Below are 19,706 nucleotides of genomic sequence, written 5' to 3' on the forward strand. Positions count from 1 at the left end.
CCTGCTTCTTCCCCCGACCTGCCGGCGCGGCGGCACGCGCCCGTAGGCGCCCCTGGTCAGGCCGTAGCCCATCACCCACAGTCGCGGGTGGGCCTACGCCTGTGCCGACGGCCTTCAGCGCCGCAGCAGTGCCCTACCCGCGTCCTCGCCAACCGGACCGCGCTCACGGCGGTTCGTACAGTCGGACAAAGGACCCCCATTGATTTTCACCGGACTACTCGTCGGCGGCGTACTCGGACTCGTGCTCCAACGCGGCCGCTTCTGCATCACCGGAGCCTTCAGGGACCTGTGGGTCTCCGGTTCCTGGCGGTGGATGACCGCCTTCCTGCTGGCGGTCGCCGTCCAGGCGGTCGGCGTGACCCTGCTCACAGCCACCGGCGCCATCACCCCGGAGGTGCCCACGCTCTCCGTGGTGGCAACCGCGGTCGGCTCCCTGCTGTTCGGCGTGGGCATCGTGCTGGCCGGAGGCTGCGCCACCGGCACCTACTACCGTGCCGGAGAGGGCCTGGTGGGGTCCTGGTTCGCGCTCATCGCCTACGCCGTTACCGCAGCCGTGTCCAAGACCGGGGTGCTCGCCCCGGTAACCACGTGGGTCAAGGGACTGTGGCCCACTCAGCTGACCACGATCCCCGCCGCCTTCGGCCTACCCGATTGGGTCGGCGTGCTGGTACTCGTCGCCGGCGTCGCCGGCCTCGTACGGTGGCAGCTCCGTCTGGCCGCGGACAGGCCGGTCCCCCTGCAACTGGCCGCGCAGCGCACCGGGCTGAACCACCTCTTGTTCGAACGCGCCTGGAACCCACTGGTCACGGGCGTACTCGTCGGGCTGGTGGCGATTGTCGCCTGGCCGGCCTCCTGGGCCACCGGCCGCCATGACGGGCTGGGAATCACCACGCCGTCGTCGAACCTCGTCGGTTGGCTGGTCACCGGGGACGCCGACCGACTCGACTGGGGCGTAATGCTGGTCCTCGGAATCCTGCTCGGCTCCCATCTCAGTGCACGTGCCTCGGGCGAGTTCCGCGTCCGCGTCCCCTCCGCCACCGTTATTCGCCGGTCCATCGCCGGCGGGCTGCTCATGGGGGTGGGCGCTGCCTGGGCCGGAGGCTGCTCCATCGGCAACGCCCTGGTGCAGACCTCTCTGCTGTCCTGGCAGGGGTGGACCGCCCTGGTCTTCCAGGTCCTCGGCGTCGGGATCACCGCCTACTTCACCCTTATCCGTCCCCGCAACCAGAGACGTGCCGCACGCGAGGCGGCGTCGTCCCCCTCCGGGCGCGCCAACGGCACCCGGGCGGCGAGCCCGGTTGCCGCACGCTGATGCGCCGCCGTGCACACCCGAGTTCCATCCATGTCCTAGTCAAGTTCCATCTCAGAAAAGGAGTCGATTATGCGCACCGTACTGGAGACCGAGGGCCTGGTCTGCCCGTTCCCGGTTATGGAGGCAGAGGAGGCCATGGCCGATCTGGAGATCGGCGACGAACTGGTGATCGCCTTCGACTGCACCCAGGGCACCCAGTCCCTGCCGGCCTGGGCGGCGGATAACGGCTACACCGTCACGGAGTTCGCCAAGACCGGTGAGGCCTCCTGGAGCATCACCGTCCGCAAGTAGCCTCCCTCTGCCTCGCCTTCTGCCCCGCCTTCCGCCCTGGCCGTGCCGGCGCGGGAGGCGGGGCGCGCCGTTGTCGGCCTGCGCGGTCAGACAGGCTGTTGGCCATACGGTTGGCCCATGGAACACAGGAGGCTCGGGCGCACCGGGCTGCGCGTCTCCGCAGTCGGGCTGGGCACTATGACCTGGGGCCGAGACACCGATGAGATCGAGGCCAAGGATCAGCTGGAGATCTTCCTCGACGCCGGCGGCACCCTGCTGGACACGGCCGCCTCTTACTGCGAGGGCGCCGCCGAGGAGGTGATCGGCTCCCTGCTCGCTGGAACAGTAGACCGGCACGAGCTGGTACTGGTGTCCAAGGCGGGTGTGCGCACCTGGCGCACCGGTGCGCGCTCGACGGCGGCCGATGCCTCCCGCGGCACCCTCCTGGACACGCTTGACGACTCCCTGGCGCGTCTGGGAACGGACCACCTGGACCTGTGGCTGGTGCAGGTCCCCGATGCCACCACGCCGCTGGAGGAGACCGCCGATGCGCTGCGCACCGCGGTGGCCACTGGGCGGGCCCGGTACGTAGGAGTGTCCAATCACCCGGCCTGGGCGAGCGTGCACTTGGCGGATCTGCTGCGGCAGGGCGGCGGCCCCGGTATGGCTGCAGCAGAGGTGGAGCACTCGCTGCTGGCGCGCGGAATCGAGCGGGAGCTGGCGCCGGCGGCGGATGCGCTCGGCTTCGGCGTCCTCGGCTATGCGCCGCTGGGGCGCGGAGTCCTGACCGGTAAGTACCGGGCCGCCACTCCGCCGGACTCCCGCGGCGCCTCGCCCCATCTGCGGTCATATGTGGCGCCCTACCTGGGCGAACGGCACCAGGGCGTGGTGGAGGCGGTAGCAACGGCAGCTGTCGGCCTGGACCGTAAACCGGTGGAGGTGGCGCTGTCATGGGCTCGAGACGCCGAGGGCATCGCTTCCAGCATTGTGGGTGCCCGGACTCCCGGGCAGCTGCGTGGCGCTCTGGCAGCCGAGGACCTAGTGCTACCGGTGCAGATCCGACGCGCCCTGGATGAGGTGACGGCACCGGTGCTCGGCTACCCGGAGCGATTCTGACCGGCTGCGCCCCTGGTGCCCGACGATCGGGGGCTCAGTCCTCGTAGTCCTCGTCGACCTCCCGGTCGTCGTAGTCGTCGTAGTCGTCCTCGTCCACGTCCTCGTCGTCGTAGTCGTCCTCGGCGCCCTCGTCCTCATCATCCTCCGCATCTTCGTCATCCTCATCCTCGTCCTCGTCCTCGTCGGAGTCGAAGGCGTCGAAGGGCAGCTCGATGCCGTAGGCGGTGAACAGGGCGTCGTCGTAGGTGAAGAAGGCATCCTGAAGCGCGTCCTCTGCCGCGACAACGGCCGGAGACGCCTCATCACCCGTCGCGGCGGCGTCCAGGTGCGCCTCGAAGGCGGCAATGAGTCGATTGAGCGCTAACCGCGGGTCGTTCGTCATGTGGCACAGGATACCGGTTAAGTACCGGAGTTCACCCTCAGGCCGAACAACGATCTAGTTCAGTCCGCGGCGCCGCAGCAGCGGCTCGATCCGCGGATCGCGGCCGCGGTAGGCGCAGTAGGAGACCAGCGGGTCGCGGGAGTCCCCCCGGGAGAGGAACTCGCGGCGGAAGCGCTCCCCGGCCTCGCGATTCAGGCCCAGGTCGCCGTCGCGGGCGCCCTCGCCGTCGGTGCGGAACCACTCGGTGGTGTCGGCATCCATTACCTCGCTCCAGATGTAGGCGTAGTAGGCGGCCCCATAGCCGCCGCCGAAGACGTGGGCGAAGTAGGTGCTGCGGTAGCGGGGCGGGACCAGGGCGTCATCAATGCCGACGTCAGCCAGTGCGGTGTGCTCAAAGCCCTCAACCGCGGTCACGTCGGCGGGCACCTCCTGTGGCTGCAAGGTGTGCCAGGCCTGATCGAGGACAGCGGCTCCCAGGTACTCGGTGGTGGCATATCCCTGCCCGAAGGCGCCCTGGCTGCGCAGCCGCTCGGCGAGGCCCTCCGGCAGTGGGGCCCCAGTGTCCACATGCCGGGCATAGGAGGCGATGACCTGCGGGTGCAACGCCCACTTCTCGTTGACCTGGGAGGGGAACTCGACGACGTCGCGGGGCACGTTGGTGCCCGAGGCACTGGGCCAGCGGGTGTCGGCAAACAGGCCGTGCAGTGCGTGCCCGAACTCGTGGAAGGCGGTAATGACGTTGTCCCAGCTGAGCAGCGTGGGCCCGGCCTCCGGCTTGGTGAGGTTCAGGCAGTTGATGACCACCGGCTTGCGGCCGGTCAGGTGGCTCTGCTCCACCAGGGAGTCCATCCAGGCGCCACCGTGCTTGCCCTCGCGTGCGTAGTAGTCGCCGATGAACAGTCCCAGCACGGGCGCGTCGTCTCCCTCGCCGTCGCGGACCTCCCACACGCGCACGTCGGGGGCATACATGTGGGCGGCCAGGTCGGGCCGCTCGTGGAAGCAGATGCCGTACAGGCGGCCCGCGGCGTAGAAGACGCCGCGCTCGATGACATTGCTCAGCTCCAGGTAGGGGGCGAGGGTGGCGTCGTCAATGCCGAAGCGCTCCTTGCGCTCGGCCTCCTCGTAGTGGGGCCAGTCGGCGGGGCCGAAGCTCTCGCCGCGGACAGTGGCCGGGTCGGCGGCCATGCGGGCGGCGTAGGTCTTGGCGTCGCGGCGGGCGTTGGCCATGGCCGGAGGTACCAGGCGGGTCAGCAGCTCGCTCACCGCCTGGCTGGTGCGGGCGGCCGACTCGGCGGCGACGACGGCGGCGTGGTGGGGGTAGCCCAGCAGGCGGGCCCGCTCGGCCCGCAGCCCGGCCTCCTCCAGCACGATGGCGCGGGTGTCGTGCTCCCCGGACAGTCCGCGACCCAGTGACCGGTTCAGCAGGGCGACACGCTCGGCGTGGGTGGCGGCGGTGACCAGCGCGGGGGTAGCGGTGAAGTTGGCGACGCCGGCGGCGTGCATGGCGTTGGTCGTCAGGGTGGCGAAGCGGGTGGACAGGGCCGTCAAGCGGGCGTTGATGGCGCGCAGCCGGTCCGCGTCCGGGCCGGTCAGGGCGACGCCCTCGCGTTCGAACTCCTCCACCGCCAGGCGGATGTAGCGGGCGGTTTCGGCGTCGATCTCCTGGCCTTCTGCATCCACGGGGGTCTGGGCGGGGGTGGCCGCAGCCGCGGAGCGCACCCGCTCGTCGAGCGCCTTGAAACGCCGGTATATGCGAGCATCGAGGCTGTAGGCGTCTTCGTGAGCGGCCAGGTCCGGGGCCAGCCGCTCCTCCAGCGCATCCAGCTCGGGGCTGTCGGTAGCCGAGGTCAGGGAGTATAAGACGGTCAGGGCGCGGGACAGCAGCTCGCCACTGCGTTCGACGGCGGCGACCGTGTTCTCCACCGTCGGAGCAGCGGGGTCGGTGGCAATCGCCTCCCACTCGGCGCGCTGAGCCGCCATGCCGGCGCGGACGGCGGGCTCGATATCCGCGGGCTTCACGGCGGTGAAGTCGGGCAGCTCCAGGTCAAGCTCCCAGGGGCGGGCGAAGGGGTTGGTCTCGGGAAGTGCGTCCACCACTGCTGGAGTCGAGTCGGTCATGCACCCATCCTGCCACGGGGTTGTCAGAGCCCGAGCACGCCCTGAACGTCCGGGGGGAAGAATCCGGGGCCCTTGAGGACCTTGCCGTCCTCCCGGTAGATGGGCTTGCCGTCCTGCCCGAGCTTGGACATGTTGGATCGCTGTACCTCGGCCAGCACCGCCGCCAGGTCGATGCCGGTCTCCAGGGCCATGCCGTAGATGACGTAAACCAGATCGGCCAGGGCATCGGCGGCCTCCACCGTGTCGCGGGTGCCGTCATCGGCCGCGACGGCCCGCCGGTATGCGGACTCGATCTCGCTGCGGGCCGCCTGCCCGTAGACGGCGCCGGTCAGCTCGGCGAACTCCTCGGCGATAAGGCTCATGCGCATGTGCAGGCTCTCACGGTCCAGACTGGGCCCGTCGGTCTGGATCGGCAGGCCGTAGGTGGAGTGGAACCGGCGCACCAGCGCCTCGGGGTCGTCCCCCTCGCGCTCGCCGACGGCGTCGGCGGCCACCAGCGGCGTGGCATCGCCGTGGGTGTGGGAGGAGCCTGCCACCTGCCCGCCGACCGTTACGGGACCGTCCCAAGGAGCCACGGGCCGCCGGGGGTCGTCAGGCAGAAGGGTGCCCACCCAGCCGTCGTGCAGGACACCGTCGTTGGCGAGGAAGGAGCGCACCCTTCCCTCACGACGGAAGCCCAGCCCCCAGGCCACGCGCCACGAGGCCCAGTTGGGCACGCCGTCGTGAATGTCGCAGCGCCAGCGCAGGGCGGCCGCGCGCAGGGGCCCTTCTGGTGCGAAGGCGGCCTCAATGACTGCGCGTGCCGCCCGAGAGACGGTGCCGTGCCCCCGGGCCTCGGGGGCCAGCCAGTAGCCGATCTCCCAGGTGCCGTCCGGCTGTCCGGAAATGCCCATCATGCCCACCAGCGACGCGACGCCGTCGGTTCCGATCTCGCGCACCGCCCAGTTCAGGTCCTTACCCGCCTCCCAGCCGGCGCGTACTGTGCGGCGCACGAAGTCCTCCGCGTGTGCCCGGGTGTAGCCGCGGGGGACGGTGGTCCACTCCTGAATGTCGGGATCCTGGCAGATCTCCGCCACCCGGTCGACGTCGGCGCCGGTGGGAACGGACAACAGGAGCGCGGGCAGGCCGACGCCGTCGCGGGTCTCGGCGGGCACGCGGATCTCGAAGGGCTGCATGTGGCGAGCCTACCGGCAGCGCCGCATGCGGGTTCCCGCTCAGGCGGCGACGGCCTGACCCGCGGCGTTGGAGCGCGGCCCCCTGCGCAGTGCCGGCCAGCTCAGCATCAGGATGATGCCACCAATGAGGCCGTAGACGAGTGCTACCCAAGTGCCGTGGGCATCGGCGAACCAGCCGACGATGGGCGGGGAGACCAGCATGATCACCCGGGCGAGCCAGGACACGACGGTAAGCCCCATGCCGGGGCGCAGGCCGGGGATGTCGTCCGCGGCGGCATAGGCCACCGGCACGGCCACGGCGCAGCCCGCGCCGGAGACCACCATGCCCACCAGCGTCCCCGGCACCGAGCCGGCCAGCAGAGCCGTGCCCATGCCGACGGCAACCAGCACTCCCCCGCCGGCGATCACCTTGCGGGCGCCGAGCCGGTCGATGACGGCGTCGCCCAGCAGCCGCCCGACAATCATGGTGACCTGCAGACTCACCAGCCCCATACCCACCATGCCGGGGGCTGCTCCCTGCTCGGTCAGCAGCAGCGAGGACCAGTTACCGGTGACGTCCTCGGGGAACATGGCGGCGGCGCACATCAGCCCGAGCACCACCACCAGCAGGGCGGTGATCGCCCGTGACGGGACGATCGGCGACGTGGCGGCGGCACCAGGATCAATGTCAACGGGCGCAGCAACGGTGCCGACGCCGGCGGCGGCATCCTCCGCCGCATCAGCCAGGCTGCGGTCGTCGGCGTCCGGGCCCTTGATGGTCCCGGGCAGGGCCGCGCCGGAAACGACGGTGAGCAGCACCAGCACACCGGCCATATGGGTTTCCACGGGTACGCCGGCGCCCGCCATCGCCTGTCCCATGGTGGCGCCGAGCACCGCCCCGAGCGACCAGGCGGCGTGGAAGCTGGTGATGATGGAACCACCCCAGCGGCGCTCCACGCGCAGCCCGTGGGCGTTCTGAGCGACGTCGACGATCGCGTCACTACCACCGACCCAGGCCATGCACAGGGCGAAGACGATCCAGGAATCGGCCCGGCCGGCTCCCAGTAGGCCGAGCCCCAGAACCATCATGCCGATGGACGCCACCCGCGCGGACGTGAAGCGGGTTATGAGCCACGATGCCGCCAGCCCGGCCACTAGCGCCCCAATGGAGTTGAACATGACGGCCTGGCCGAAGGCCGCCTTGGTAATGCCCAAATGCTCCAGAATCTCCGGATAGCGCGGTACCAGGTTGGAAAAGCCCAGCCCGTTGGCCAGGAACATCAGGTAGACGGCGATACGTGCCTTGATGACGGAGGGCGAGTGCTTGCGTCCGGGCGGGGCGGCGGTCACGACGGTGTGGTCCTTGTCGAGGTATCTGTCGAGGTATCTGTCGAGGTATCTGAGGTATCGGGTTGGGAGTCGATCGGGGCGCCGGTGGGAGGGCAGCCCGACGATGAGCGGATACGAGGCGGGGCCACGACCTGTAACGGCCGCGGCCCCGCTGCGGGTGTCCGAGGGGGGACTTGAACCCCCACGCCCTTTTAATCAGGCACTAGCACCTCAAGCTAGCGCGTCTACCTATTCCGCCACTCGGACTGACTTGCCACCGCCGCGGGGCACAGGCCCACGCCGCTGACGCAGGAAAGTTAACACGTTCCGGGCCAGAGCGGGCAAATCCGGCACGGGTGCCGTGCATCACAGCAGCAGCGGGGACGAGGCGGCGGGATTCACAGTGGAGCAACGGTGATTCTGGCTCCCAGCGACACTGACTGGCCGGGCTCCAGAATGACGGCGTTTTCTCCCACTGCGGCGCTCTCGACGCACAGCATGGAGGCGAACTCGTCGTCATCCATATCCGCCATCGCGGCAGCGCCCGCACTCCACGGGTTCCACACCACCGTGTTGGGCGCATGCGCGCCGACGACGGTGATGCGGCGGCCGTGCCCCGGATCGCTGACAGTGACCGGAGCCGTAGGACCGCCCGACTGGTACACGCGATCCGTCTGCCCGGTGATACGCAGCGGCCCGCGCTGCAGCTGCCCGGCACGCCCGGTCACCTTGTCCAGGTAGGTGGCGCCCTCCAGCCCCGTCACCTCAACCGCGGTTACGTCACCAACCGCCAGGTAGGTGTGCAGGGCCGCCTCCACCGGGGCAGCGGTGGGAGTACTAGCGGTACGCCGTAGGGAAAGCGTGAGGATCAGCTCCTCCCCCACCTCCACCGAGTACAGTGCGGCGATGCCGTCGCGCTCCAGCCCGAGCAGCGCCTGCACGCCGCCGCCCGGAAGCGACTGAGCACTGCGCAGCTGCCAGGTAGAGATGCGCCCCCAGCCGTGCGCCGGCCGCATTCGGCCGTCGACCCCCGTCCCGAACCAGGGCAGGCACAGCGGAACGCCGCCGCGAATCGGTGTCACACCGTCAAAAACCGCCCGGCGTGAGGTGAAGATTACGGGCCTGCCACCGCGCGGGGTCCACGCGGTCAGGTGGGCTCCGTGCAGGTAGATCTCCGCGCTGCCCGCAGGCGCATCGACGAGCAGCCGCGGCTGCCCGCCCCGCCCCGGGGTCAGGGCCGCGGTCCGTGGCAGGTCGGGGCGCGTGGTGTCTGTGCTCATGGGTGCCACGCTAGTAGGCTGAACCGCGTCCGCGAGTGAGAGCGAGCAAGAAAAAACATGCAAGTCACCGCTGGAGCGGGTCATGCCAACCCTCAGTTCCCGCTTCCCGATGCCCCGACCGTCGTCCTGTTCGACCTGGATGGAACCCTAATCGACTCCGCGCCCGCGATCCTCGCAGCGCTGAAGGGGGCATTCAAGGAACTGGGGCTGCCCGCGCAGGCGCCCGCGGAGCTGATGCGCTTCGTCGGCCCCCCACTGGTTGACGGCTTCCGGCTGTACGCCGGCCTGACCGGAGCCGCCAACACCCAGGCGGTGGAGACCTACCGACGCCACTACCGCAGGACGATGCTTGACTCCCCGCTCTACGACGGCGTGGCCGAGCTGGTGCGCGCCCTGTCAGCTGCGGGAACACCGCTGGCCCTGGCAACCTCCAAGCATGAGGGATTGGCGCGCGAGATCCTTGACCACGCCGGGCTGCTCGACTGCTTCGCCGTGGTCAGCGGCGCCGGCTCCGGAGACGTCGGGGGGCGCAAGGACCAGGTCATTGCGTCCGCGCTGCAGCGCCTGGCTGCAACCGGAGCCGACCTGAGTCGGCCGGTGCACATTGGCGACCTCCATCATGACGTCGCCGGGGCCAGTGCCGAGGGGATAGATTGCATCGGCGTCCTATGGGGCTACGGTGACCCCGAGTCACTGCGCGGTGCAGCCGCGCTTGTCACCACCGCGGCCGAGCTGGCCTCACTACTGGCAGTGGAGATCTGATATGGCGAACGCCGATACTTCATCAGGCGACCGGGACGAGGCGCCCTTGCAGGACGTGGAGCCGGACTCGGATGCGGCGGCCTCTGACTCCGCGTTCAAGCACCTCACGTCACGGCTGCGCGAAGGACGCGACGTGCTGGGCCGCACGATTGACAGGGCTGAACGCGCCCGGCTCGATGCCCGCGAGCAGCAGCTGCACTATGAGGACTCGCAGACCGCCGACGCGGCGGGGGCGGAAGGTGACGTTTCGCCCGCGGTTCCCCGCTCCCCGCTCAGTTCCCTGCCCTCGTGGCTGGTTCGCGGCGGAATATCGGCCTGGCTGCTGCTGGGGCTGCTAATCGTCATCAGCCTGGTCTTCTTCGCGACTTCGCGGGTGATCCCGGTGTTTGTGGGCGTATTCATGGCGCTGGTGCTCACCTCGATCCTGCAGCCGTTGGTGAACCTGTTCGCCCGGGTCATGCCCCGTTACCCCGCTACCTTCCTCGGTCTGCTCAGCGCCCTAGCGCTGGTGGTGGGATTGGTGACCTACGTGGTTACCTCGGTGACCAGTCAGTGGAACACCCTCGCCTCACAGTTCTCCGACGGCGTCGACACCATCGTCGACTTCATCGTCAACGGTCCACTGCCGCTGGACCTGACCCAGCAGGAGCTCACGGGGCAGTTGCAGCAGCTAGTCAGGCAGGGACAGGACTACCTGATGAGCAATGCCCCCACATTGGCTACGGAGGTGCTGTCAAACGCGGGCACCGTGGTGAATATCTTCGCCGTGCTGGCCCTGGCAGTGTTCACCACGATCTTCTTCCTGGCCTCCGGCGGACGCATGTGGCGGTGGTTCCTCAACGAGCTGCCGGCCAGTATGCGCGAGGATGTCCACCACGCCGCAGGCGCCGGCTGGTACACCTTCGCCGGCTATGCGCGCGGCACCGTGCTGGTGGCCCTCACCGACGGGATCATGTGTGGAATCTTCCTCCAGATCGTCAGTGTGCCGCTGGCCGCGCCCCTGGCGGTCCTGGTCTTCATCGGCGCCTTCATCCCGATCATCGGCGCCCCGGCGGCGATGATCATCGCCATGGTGGTGGCTCTGGCCTCGAAGGGCTTCATCACCATGATCGTGGTGGGCCTGGGGGTGGCTGGAATCGGCCAGATCGAGGGGCATATCCTTCAACCGCTGATCATGGGGCGGCAGGTTTCGCTGCACCCGGTGGTGGTAATCATCGCCGTGGCCGTGGGCACCTACTCGGCGGGCCTGCTGGGTGCGATCGTGGCAGTTCCGCTGGTGAGCGTGGCCTGGTCCGTCTATTCCGAGCTGCACACCAAGGACGCGCCGGTGGTAGGTGAGCTGCCGACCTATTCCGGGGACAAGGGCTGAGCGATGCGCCGGGCGCCCAGCGGGCGCTCGGCGCATCAGCACCAGTCACGGCTGCCCGGTGTGGTGACCCCGTGCAGGGGCGTGAGTTGTTCGGCTACCAGGGCGGTGACGCCATCACCGGACTCGACCATTCCCCGCACCACTAGTGCCGCGGCTCGACGGCCGACGTCGCGGTAGCGGCGCCACATGCCCGCGGGACAGATCACGTTGAGCAGTCCGGTCTCGTCCTCAAGATTGAGGAAGATCGTGCCCGCAGACGTGTTCGGTCGCTGCCGGTGGGTGACGATCCCGGCTACCCGCACCCTGCGCTCCGGTTCATGGCGCAGGACCTCGTTGACGGTGAGCACGCCGGCTGCAGCCAGCCGGTCGCGTTGGAAAACGAGGGGTGAGGCCTGGGTGGATACCCCGGTCAGGCGTAGATCGGCGTCCTGAAGCTCCCGCCGGGTCATGGCGGGCAGCTGCGGGGCGCGTGCGCCGACTGCAGTGCTGGGCAGTGGCGGCTGGTACCAGGCGGATCGGCTGTGGCCAGGGCTGGCGGGATGAGCATGACGCCGCCCATGCTCCTGCGCCAGAGCACCTGCGGCCCACAGTGCCTCACGGCGGTCAATGCCAAGGGAATTCAGCGCTCCGGAGGCGGCAAGCGCTTCCAAGCGGGAGCGGCTCAAGTGCACGCGGCGGGCAAGATCGGCGATATTGGTGTAGGGGCCATTCAGGGTGCGCTCGGCGACTATGGCTGCGGCGGCGTCGCCCAGTCCTTTTATGGGGCTGAGTCCTAGCCTTACGGCGAGCTCGGGGTGCACGTCCAGGGGGCTGAGCGCGCTGGACTCTGCCTGCACGGGAGCGGAGCCGGCATGGGTCTCCACGCCGGCCTGCTCCCGGGAGTAGTTGACGTCGGCGGGCAGCACGCGTACACCGTGTCGGCGCGCGTCGGCAACCAGGGTCTGCGGGGACCAGAATCCCATGGGCTGGGCGGCGAGGACGCCGGCGTAGAAGTCCTCGGGCTTACGCACCTTGAGCCAGGCGGAGGCGTAGACGAGGTAGGCGAAGGAGAATGCGTGGGACTCGGGAAACCCGAAGTCGGCGAAGGCACGGAGCTTGTCGAAAATGACCTCCGCGGTCGCGGGATCGATGTCCCGCTCCACCATGCCGCGCACCAGGCGCTCATGCAGGGCCTCCATGCGCGCTACGGAGCGCTTGGCCCCCATCGCCTGCCGCAGGGCATCGGCCTCGGCCGGGCTGAAGCCGGCGGCGTCGACGGCGATTTGCATAAGCTGCTCCTGGAACAGTGGGATGCCCAGAGTCTTAGCCAGGGCGGGCTTGAGAGAGTCGTGCAGGTAGGTGACCTCCTCACGCTTCAGGCGACGGCGGATATACGGGTTGACGGCGTCGCCCTGGATGGGGCCGGGGCGGATGAGGGCGACCTCGACGACGATGTCGTAGAATTCGCGCGGGCGCAGGCGGGGCAGGGTGGCCATCTGGGCGCGGGACTCGACTTGGAATACGCCCACCGTATCGGCAGCGCCAAGCAGCCGGTATACGGCCGGATCCTCCTCGGGGAGCGTGTGCAGTCCCCAGGGTCGGCCCGTCTGCGCGGGGCGGAGCTTTCCGCCGGGGACGAGGTCGGGCACCGTCTCACCGCGCTCGGCAAGGCTGGTGAAGGCCAGGCGCAGTGCGGTCAGCTCGCCCAGTCCCAGCAGGTCGAATTTGACCAGTCCCGCAGCGGCGCAGTCGTCCTTGTCCCACTGCAGGACGGTGCGTCCCTCCAGCGCCGCCCACCGCACGGGGCAGACCTCGGTGACCGGCCGGTCGGCCAGTACCATGCCGCCGGAGTGGATGCCCAGGTGCCGGGGCAGACGCAGCAGGTGCCCGGCGACGTCAAGGACCTGCTGCGGGGGCGCGTCTGCCGCGGAGTCATCCTCGGCATGGATCGTGCTGCGGTGGTGGGACATCCGGGAGGCCCAGGCGTCTTGCAGCCCGGCGGGATGCCCCAGGGCGCGGGCGGCGTCACGGATGGCGGAGCGGGGCCGGTAGGAGATGACGTTGGCTACCTGGGCGGCGTATTCACGCCCGTAGCGGTCGTAAACATGCTGGATGACCTCCTCGCGGCGGCAGGCCTCAATGTCCAGGTCTATATCCGGGTAGCCGCTCCGGCCCGGGGAGAGAAAGCGCTCAAAGAGCATGTGGTGGCGCACGGCGTCCACTGCGGTGATGCCCAGGGCGTAGCAGACGGCGGAGTTAGCGGCGCTTCCCCGCCCCTGGCAAAGGATGCCGGCGTTTTCGCAGAAGTCGACGATGGCGCGGACAATGAGGAAGTACCCGGGGAAGCCCAAGGACTCGATGACGTCGAGCTCATGGGCGAGTACTCCCCAGGCCTCGGGGTCCTGCGCCTCGGTGCCGTAGCGGGCCAGGGCACCGCGGCGGGTCAGCTCACGCAGCCAGGTGGCGGGCGTGTGCCCTGGGGGGACCTCCGGTTCGGGCAGTCCGGGAGCGACTAGGTTGAGGTCGAAGGCCAGTTCCTGGGCGATCTCGGCGGCGGTATCGACGGCGTGCGGAGCACGACGGTGCAACCGTGCCATGTCCTGTGGGCTGCGCAGCCAGCGGCCGAGGGCGGGCAGGTGCCCGCGGGCACCCTCCAGGTCCGTGCGCAGGCGAGTAGCCGTCAGAACATCCGCAAGGCGAGAATCGGACGGACGGGCACAGCGCACGGCGCCGGTGGCGATGAGCGGGAGGCGGTACCTGGCGGCCAGCTCGGTGAGCGCGGCGGTGAGTGCGGCATCAGTGGGGCCCGCGCTCAGCGAGATCTCAACTGCGACTGCATCACGGCCGAATAGTTCGACCAGGCGTCCGAGGGCGGCGTCGGCGGACCCTAGGTCCCAGCTGTCCGGACGCTGCGGATCGCCAAGCGCATGACGGAGGGGACCGTTTTGGGTGCCGGTAAGAACCAGGCAGGCGGAGGCACCGGTTCCTGTGGCCGCGCCTGCCTGCAGGGCGGCGGCGAGGTCGGGCAGCTGGTAGGCGGGGGCTACCCGGCGGCCTGCGGCGAGGTTGTGGCGGGAGATGGCTGTACACAGGCGGTGGTAGCCGCGCGGGGTACGCGCGAGGAGTGGCAGGTGGGTGCCGTCGGCCAGGGTGAGCTCAGTGCCGTAGATGGTGGGGGTGCCATGAATACGACCGGCCTGGGCATGGCGGACGATGCCGGGCATACCGTCATGATCGGTCAGGGCGATGGCTTCGAGGCCGAGCTCGGCGGCGGCTCCGACGAGGTCCTCGGGCTCGTTGGCGCCGTCCAGGAAGGAGTAGGCGGAGTGGGCGTGTAGCTCGGCGTAGTGGTGGGTCCCGGCAGCGGTGCTAGAGCCTTTAGTGCCTGCGGTGGCGGCGAGTGCCGCAGTGACCTCGGGCATTTGCAGGAGTCCGCCGGAAGCCCCGTCGCTGCTTGGGGTATTGAGAGTCATGGAAGTACTCCTCATGGATGTCATCGGAAGAGTGGTCAGGGCTGGCGCCGCCAACGACTAGAACCCAGCGTTGCCAGCAGTCGGGGCCCTGCGCCGCCCCTCCGGGGTGTGGCTTAGAAGGGCGGAATTTGATCAAGCAGTGGAGCCAGCCCCAGCTCGTGGAGGGCGTAGGGAAAGGGCTTGGTTTCAAAGGCACCGGTGGGGTGACCGGGACGAGGCCCACGGCTGACTATTTCGGGGGGTCGCGAGGGCCGAGCGGGGCTGGCCGCGTCAGTGGCAGGCGCCGCGGCCGTGGCAGCAGCGAAGCCGTCGGCAGGGTCGTTCTGCTGTGCTTGTGCAGCCAGGTCCAGGCCGTGCTCAAGCCGACTCACCACCGCACCGTCAACTGCGTCGGCCAGGTGCTGGGGTACTCGCTGGGCGGGCATGGCCAGTTGGCGTGGCCCGATGCGGCGAGGTAGGAGGGTGATGGTGCCGTCGGGAGTACGGCGATAGCGGGCCCCGGTGGGTGTAGTCCAGATCAGCGCCGCATCGCCTTCATCCGTGTGCTGGCGGGTGAGAGTCCAGCCGGGGGCGTGCTTGAGGCGGTGGTGGGCCTGGCACAGGGCGGCGAGGTTGTTCAGGCTGGTCGCACCGCCGGCAGCCCAGGGAACGACATGATCGATGTCGCAGCGGGCAGCGGGGGTGGCGCAGCCGGGGAAGACGCATTCCTGGTCACGGGCTTGCACCAGGTCGCGTAGGCCGACTGGGGGTCGGTAGTGAGTGCGCCCCACGTCCAGTACCGCCCCGGACAGTGGGTCGGTGACCAGCCTGCGCCAGGTGCCGCCGGCCGCTAGTGCCCTGGCTGTGGCGGCGGGTACCGCCATGCGGCCGGCGCCGACCACAACCTCTGCCGACTCAGATACCCCGGACACGCCTGAGCCGGGCAGAGTCCCGGTGCTTCTACCGGACAGAGCGCTCCCGCCGCCAGTTGCGGGCAGACTGCTGCCAACGGCAGTTTCAGGATCAGCCTTCCCGCCGCCCGCGGTCACCTCTCTTCTACCTGAAGCGGGCAGGCTGCTCCTGCTGTCAGCGGGCGGACTTTCCCCGCCGCCGTCGGGCAGGATCAGGTTCAACGGCACGGTGACGTCAACATTGATGGTGATTCCAGGTGGCGGAAACACGGGGCGCAGGCCGGAGGGCGTCCACCAGGGGCGGGATGGCTCTACCAGGCTGCTTAGCGCCCCCAGTAGGCCCGGCAAGGGCACCCCATCCGGCAGCAGACCCGCGGCCCCCTGCTCGACCCCGCCAAGGGCAGGGTCACTCCCGCCGACGGCGGCGGTGAGGAGCGCAGGAACCGCGGCACCCGCTACGGTCGGCGTCTGCGGATCGCCATGGGCGTCATCACCAGTGCCGTCGCCGCAGGTGCAGCCGTGTTTGGCACCATAGCCGCTGGTGCAGCTGTGCTTGGCACCATAGCTGCTGGCGCCCTTGTCTTTGACGCTATCGCCGTTGGCACCGTTGACGTCTACGCCGACGTCACCGCTGGTGGAGGTGCCGGCGTTGCTGGTGTTTGCGGTTCGGCAGGCCAGGTTCTGGCTGCCCTGCAAGGTACGCAGGGTCATGCCGGTGATGGCATCGGCCCGCAACTGGGACAGTGTGCGACGGTCACCGCCGGCCCGCGCGCTAGCAGCGATTGCGTCCAGGGTGGCGTCCAGCAGCAGCGCGTCCAGGCTCGGCAGTAGCAGACGCATCTCGTGGGTGCCCTCACCAGCCGGGCGGGGACGGGTCACCCGCCATCCCGCCTCATCCCGCCTGCGCCTACCACTGATGCCCTTGGGGTCGAGAGAGGCCAGGGCCTTATCAATGTCCCGCCCCAGCTGAGAGCAGGTGCGGCGTGGAGCGCGGGCCAGCACCCGTTCCTGCACTGCTGCCGCCGTGTCAGGGCTGACGCCCTGTAGACGGCGGATGATCAGGGCAGTCTTAGAAGTGTCCAGCATGCCGGCCCGGTGCAAGGCCTCCGTGGCCGCGAACTCGGGTTGCAGCATGGCCTGGCCACGATCCAGGAGTAAGCCCGCACTGCTGCGAGTGGTGCCTAGCCGGGCGGAGATTTCCCCGCTGGCGGTGAACCTCCGCTCATCCTCAGTGACCGGGCACTCAAGTTCTCCTCCTGGCCCCCAGGGTGGGATGCCTCGGTTCATCTCCGCCGTCCGGGTCAGGCAGGCGGCGGCCACTCCCTCCGCCCAGGCCGCCCATGCACCCAGCCGGTGGCAGGCCCCCACCAGCTCGCTGAGCACCTGGCCACCCAGACATGCGAGCGCATCAGCCCCCGTGCCCTGTCCCCAGTCCATACCCAGCCGCCCGGCCGCCTCGGCCAGCGTCCGCTCGGCCGGGCTAGTGACCGCAGCCAGCACAGCGTCGGTATCAGGAATGCTCAAAACCTCATTGGCGTCCGCCGCGCCATCGGCATCATCAGTGGTGGCGCCCGGATGGGCAGGCACTAGCAGCACCGACAGCAGGCCCTCAATCAGATCTGCCAGGTCAGCGCCCGCCGGCACCCCCGACAGGCGCTCAACCAGGCCCTCCGCCTCGCTATCCACCCGCAGTCCCGCCGGGTGACGCGGTTGCGGACCTGGCAGGGGCCCGGGCAGCTTCTTAGCGACAGCAGGCGGTGTCACCCGCCCCACCCGGGCACGCCGGGCGGGCCGGCTCTCAACACCCCTACCTTCGAACATATGTACACAGTAGCGCGGGGGTCCGACACGAATTCGACCCCCATAGCCACCAACGTGCCCACGCTTGCGAGATGCGCATCACATTTCTCGCGCATCTCCCATCACCCAGCAAGCCGCCTCAAGCGGCCCCGCAGCGGTTCGGCCCTCCCCGGCGCCACGCGGACGCCCTCCGACTCAGGCCACCGACACCCCAGCGATAGCAAGCACCGCCAGAATCCAGGAGGTCATCGAGCCGATGAGGAACTCCTCCGCCTTGCGACCGTCCTGATCCTTGTTGATCTCGGGAAAGCGGATCACGCCCTTGGCGGCGATGACCGCTGCGACCGCGGCCTGTGCGCCGGCCGCCGCGAGCAAGAGGATGAGGATGCGCTCAAGCGGTCCGATCCAACGGCCACCACGCATCGCCACCACCAGCGGCGACAGCGCGCCCGCGGACGCATTGGAGCCACGTGCAAGACTGAGGACGGCCGACACCAGCCCATTCGCCGGCGCCCCCAGGAGAATGACCACACCCACTACGGCGCATGCCCGTGCCGTCGGCGTACCAACGGGGGCAGTCAGCACGGCACAGGCCCCACAGCCGACGGCAAGCACGATGAGCGCCGCCGCTTCGCCCCGCTCGGTTGGTACAAGCATTTCCCATACGCTCCACCCCACCGGGACGGCTATGGCGAGCGCGACCCCGGCGGCCGTGAGCCCCAGCGGCCCCCGGGCGAGGATGACTCCGACAACGACGATCGCCCCGGTCCCGACGGCGATCGCTACGGCTCGCCGCCCCGGGCGTCCCTCGCCGACGATTCGCCGCGCCAGGACCGGCAGGGTGCTGGCGAGCCCGGTAAGCAGCAGCACGAGCGCGCTCATTGCTGCACCGCCGGCGGCATTTGTCCCGTACGCGCCACGCCGACAGGGTCGATCAGAGTGACGAGCAGGGTGTCGAGCAGGGTTTGGGCCTCGATGAGGGCGGCCCCCGGCCCGCGGGAGAAGTCGGAGACGGCCTGCTGGCTGACCTTCTCCGACCGAGCCACCTCGACCTGAGTCGCGCCCGCCAGGAGCGCCATGGTCATGCGCCGCTGCCGTGGTCGCAGGCGGTAGACGGCCTGGTCACGCAGCAGGAGCAATGCATTGACAACCGCCTCGCCTTCCTGGGCGCCCCCCGGGACGACAGCGTCCTGCGCCACCCGCATCCAGGTATGGCAGAACTCGCGGCCCGAGTCCTGCACGGCGTGCGCCTGCTCGATGGCCTCACGCGCCGCCCACCAGGCGGTGCCGTCCTGAATACTGGCTTCAGCGTCAGCACCGCCGGCGTCGGAGGAGACCGTCTCCACCCATCCGGCACCGATGCCGAAGCGCAGGGCCAGCCCCTCGGGCAAGTGCAGTTGAACACGCAGGGTGAGCGTCAGGGCAGCTGGCAACGAGGCGGCGACGGCCTGGAACTCGTCACCGACGGTGGCGACGGGCGGCTGCGGCAGCGCCAGCCCCGCGGCCGCCCGCGTGAGCACGTCTACGAAGGTAGCCTGCGCGGCGCGGCGATCGGTCAGCCGCCTGGACCCGACGATATCGGCGATGATGGCGTAAGAGACATCCACGCCTCCACGGTATCGCTTGTATTTCCCCCATTACAAGGATCTTCTCGGAGGCTCAGCACAAGCCGGCAGCTCTGGGCGCCGACTGCGCACCGCCGCCCGAACGCCCTGCCCGGATACTCACACCCCCGGCAGCACGCCGCCGACCTCCAGGTAGCACTTGCCGCATAGTGGCTCATAGGTGACGTCAACGCCATCAATCGCCACCTGATCGCCGTCGAACACGAACTCATCCCCCGCCTTGCGGGCATTGAAGATGGCCTTGCGCCCGCAGCGGCAGATGGTCTTGAGCTCCTCCAGGGAGTGGGCGATCTCCAGCAGGCGCCGCGATCCGGGGAAGCTCAGGGTGCGGAAGTCGGTACGGATCCCGTACGCCAGTACGGGGACGTCGTCGATGAGCACCACCTCCATGAGCTGGTCTACCTGTGCCGGGGTGAGGAACTGCGCCTCATCGACCAGCACGCAGTCAACCGCCTCAAGCGCACTGACCCGCAGGTCGGAGGCACGCTCACCCAGAGCTGCACGCCGTACAAGGGCGCGCACGTCATCGGAGCTGGTGACGAGCAAGTCCACACGGCGGGTCATCCCCAGGCGGGATACCACAGTGTCATCTCCCTTGGTATCTATGGCGGCCTTGACGAGGAGCACCCGCTGCCCACGCTCCTCATAGTTGTAGGCGGTCTGCAGCAGCCCCGTGGTCTTGCCGGAGTTCATGGCGCCATAGCGGAAGTAGAGCTTGGCCATACGTGCACCCAGGTCCTCTCCCGGAGCGGTGCGAGCCCTCTCCGCGGCTTCTCTCCCCCGCCCGCGTACACGGGGCGGCCCGCCCCGATGCTACCGGCCCGCATCCGCCCCAGCTCATCCCCGT

Annotated in this window: 15 protein-coding genes and 1 tRNA gene; 5 read left to right on the forward strand and 11 right to left on the reverse strand. The window is 69.4% G+C overall.

Translation table 11 applies throughout. The features are described 5' to 3' along the window. Positions 1–199 precede the first annotated feature (199 nt). The 3 genes from GZ998_RS03660 to GZ998_RS03670 all read left to right on the forward strand — a co-directional run bounded on the left by GZ998_RS03660 (position 200) and on the right by GZ998_RS03670 (position 2,698). On the forward strand, positions 200–1,312 hold the full coding sequence (locus tag GZ998_RS03660) for a YeeE/YedE family protein (RefSeq protein WP_161923954.1): 1,113 nt from the start codon (positions 200–202) through the stop codon (positions 1,310–1,312). Positions 1,313–1,381: 69 nt separating this feature from the next. Further along, positions 1,382–1,603, forward strand: a complete 222-nt coding sequence (locus GZ998_RS03665) for a sulfurtransferase TusA family protein (RefSeq protein WP_161923953.1) — start codon at positions 1,382–1,384, stop codon at positions 1,601–1,603. Between the two features lie 117 nt (positions 1,604–1,720). Then, positions 1,721–2,698 carry an aldo/keto reductase gene (locus GZ998_RS03670; protein ID WP_219109063.1) on the forward strand — a complete coding sequence of 326 codons (978 nt, stop codon included), beginning with the start codon at positions 1,721–1,723 and terminating at the stop codon, positions 2,696–2,698. 34 nt (positions 2,699–2,732) lie between these two features. Here the strand turns inward: GZ998_RS03670 and GZ998_RS03675 are convergent, their stop codons facing one another. The 6 genes from GZ998_RS03675 to GZ998_RS03700 all read right to left on the reverse strand — a co-directional run bounded on the left by GZ998_RS03675 (position 2,733) and on the right by GZ998_RS03700 (position 8,961). Further along, on the reverse strand, positions 2,733–3,080 hold the full coding sequence (locus tag GZ998_RS03675) for a DNA primase (RefSeq protein WP_161923951.1): 348 nt from the start codon (positions 3,078–3,080) through the stop codon (positions 2,733–2,735). A 54-nt stretch (positions 3,081–3,134) separates the two neighbouring features. Next, the gene (locus GZ998_RS03680) at positions 3,135–5,198 is read right to left on the reverse strand and encodes a M3 family metallopeptidase (protein WP_219109064.1); all 2,064 of its coding nucleotides are present in this window, start codon (positions 5,196–5,198) and stop codon (positions 3,135–3,137) included. A 23-nt stretch (positions 5,199–5,221) separates the two neighbouring features. Then, positions 5,222–6,373 carry a bifunctional GNAT family N-acetyltransferase/nucleoside triphosphate pyrophosphohydrolase family protein gene (locus GZ998_RS03685; protein ID WP_162679528.1) on the reverse strand — a complete coding sequence of 384 codons (1,152 nt, stop codon included), beginning with the start codon at positions 6,371–6,373 and terminating at the stop codon, positions 5,222–5,224. Between the two features lie 39 nt (positions 6,374–6,412). Next, positions 6,413–7,633, reverse strand: a complete 1,221-nt coding sequence (locus GZ998_RS03690) for an MFS transporter (RefSeq protein ID WP_219109085.1) — start codon at positions 7,631–7,633, stop codon at positions 6,413–6,415. Between the two features lie 227 nt (positions 7,634–7,860). Further along, positions 7,861–7,948: transfer RNA gene (locus tag GZ998_RS03695), tRNA-Leu, on the reverse strand. 131 nt (positions 7,949–8,079) lie between these two features. Then, complete coding sequence (locus tag GZ998_RS03700) at positions 8,080–8,961, reverse strand: D-hexose-6-phosphate mutarotase (protein WP_219109065.1); 882 nt, start codon at positions 8,959–8,961, stop codon at positions 8,080–8,082. A gap of 57 nt (positions 8,962–9,018) precedes the next feature. Between GZ998_RS03700 and GZ998_RS03705 the strand changes: the two genes are divergently transcribed. Next, on the forward strand, positions 9,019–9,723 hold the full coding sequence (locus GZ998_RS03705) for an HAD hydrolase-like protein (RefSeq protein ID WP_219109066.1): 705 nt from the start codon (positions 9,019–9,021) through the stop codon (positions 9,721–9,723). Between the two features lies 1 nt (position 9,724). After that, positions 9,725–11,092 (forward strand): AI-2E family transporter, encoded by a 1,368-nt coding sequence (locus GZ998_RS03710; protein WP_219109067.1) that lies wholly within the window; start codon positions 9,725–9,727, stop codon positions 11,090–11,092. 35 nt (positions 11,093–11,127) lie between these two features. On the opposite strand, the gene GZ998_RS03715 is transcribed toward GZ998_RS03710, so the two are convergent. The 5 genes from GZ998_RS03715 to GZ998_RS03735 all read right to left on the reverse strand — a co-directional run bounded on the left by GZ998_RS03715 (position 11,128) and on the right by GZ998_RS03735 (position 19,582). Beyond that, on the reverse strand, positions 11,128–14,544 hold the full coding sequence (locus GZ998_RS03715) for an error-prone DNA polymerase (protein WP_257504981.1): 3,417 nt from the start codon (positions 14,542–14,544) through the stop codon (positions 11,128–11,130). Positions 14,545–14,657: 113 nt separating this feature from the next. After that, positions 14,658–17,120: an HNH endonuclease gene (locus tag GZ998_RS03720; RefSeq protein ID WP_308807153.1), complete on the reverse strand. Its 2,463-nt coding sequence runs from the start codon at positions 17,118–17,120 to the stop codon at positions 14,658–14,660. Positions 17,121–17,429: 309 nt separating this feature from the next. Further along, a complete protein-coding gene (locus tag GZ998_RS03725; protein WP_219109068.1) occupies positions 17,430–18,116 on the reverse strand; it encodes a hypothetical protein in 687 nt (228 codons plus the stop codon). Continuing rightward, a complete protein-coding gene (locus tag GZ998_RS03730) occupies positions 18,113–18,841 on the reverse strand; it encodes a SatD family protein (RefSeq protein ID WP_161923942.1) in 729 nt (242 codons plus the stop codon). The genes GZ998_RS03725 and GZ998_RS03730 overlap by 4 nt, the downstream gene beginning before the upstream one ends. A gap of 117 nt (positions 18,842–18,958) precedes the next feature. Then, complete coding sequence (locus GZ998_RS03735) at positions 18,959–19,582, reverse strand: thymidine kinase (RefSeq protein ID WP_161923941.1); 624 nt, start codon at positions 19,580–19,582, stop codon at positions 18,959–18,961. Between the last annotated feature and the right edge of the window lie 124 nt (positions 19,583–19,706).

Source organism: Actinomyces sp. 594, from assembly GCF_019325145.1.
Taxonomy (GTDB): Bacteria; Actinomycetota; Actinomycetes; order Actinomycetales; family Actinomycetaceae; genus Actinomyces.

Coding starts and splice junctions, on each gene's coding strand:
- GZ998_RS03680 (WP_219109064.1), bottom strand. CDS start 5,198: ATGACCGACTCGACTCCAGCAGTGGTGGACGCACTTCCCGAGACCAAC.
- GZ998_RS03735 (WP_161923941.1), bottom strand. CDS start 19,582: ATGGCCAAGCTCTACTTCCGCTATGGCGCCATGAACTCCGGCAAGACC.
- GZ998_RS03705 (WP_219109066.1), top strand. CDS start 9,019: ATGCAAGTCACCGCTGGAGCGGGTCATGCCAACCCTCAGTTCCCGCTT.
- GZ998_RS03715 (WP_257504981.1), bottom strand. CDS start 14,544: ATGACTCTCAATACCCCAAGCAGCGACGGGGCTTCCGGCGGACTCCTG.
- GZ998_RS03725 (WP_219109068.1), bottom strand. CDS start 18,116: ATGAGCGCGCTCGTGCTGCTGCTTACCGGGCTCGCCAGCACCCTGCCG.
- GZ998_RS03685 (WP_162679528.1), bottom strand. CDS start 6,373: ATGCAGCCCTTCGAGATCCGCGTGCCCGCCGAGACCCGCGACGGCGTC.
- GZ998_RS03700 (WP_219109065.1), bottom strand. CDS start 8,961: ATGAGCACAGACACCACGCGCCCCGACCTGCCACGGACCGCGGCCCTG.
- GZ998_RS03690 (WP_219109085.1), bottom strand. CDS start 7,633: ATGTTCCTGGCCAACGGGCTGGGCTTTTCCAACCTGGTACCGCGCTAT.
- GZ998_RS03675 (WP_161923951.1), bottom strand. CDS start 3,080: ATGACGAACGACCCGCGGTTAGCGCTCAATCGACTCATTGCCGCCTTC.
- GZ998_RS03665 (WP_161923953.1), top strand. CDS start 1,382: ATGCGCACCGTACTGGAGACCGAGGGCCTGGTCTGCCCGTTCCCGGTT.
- GZ998_RS03670 (WP_219109063.1), top strand. CDS start 1,721: ATGGAACACAGGAGGCTCGGGCGCACCGGGCTGCGCGTCTCCGCAGTC.
- GZ998_RS03710 (WP_219109067.1), top strand. CDS start 9,725: ATGGCGAACGCCGATACTTCATCAGGCGACCGGGACGAGGCGCCCTTG.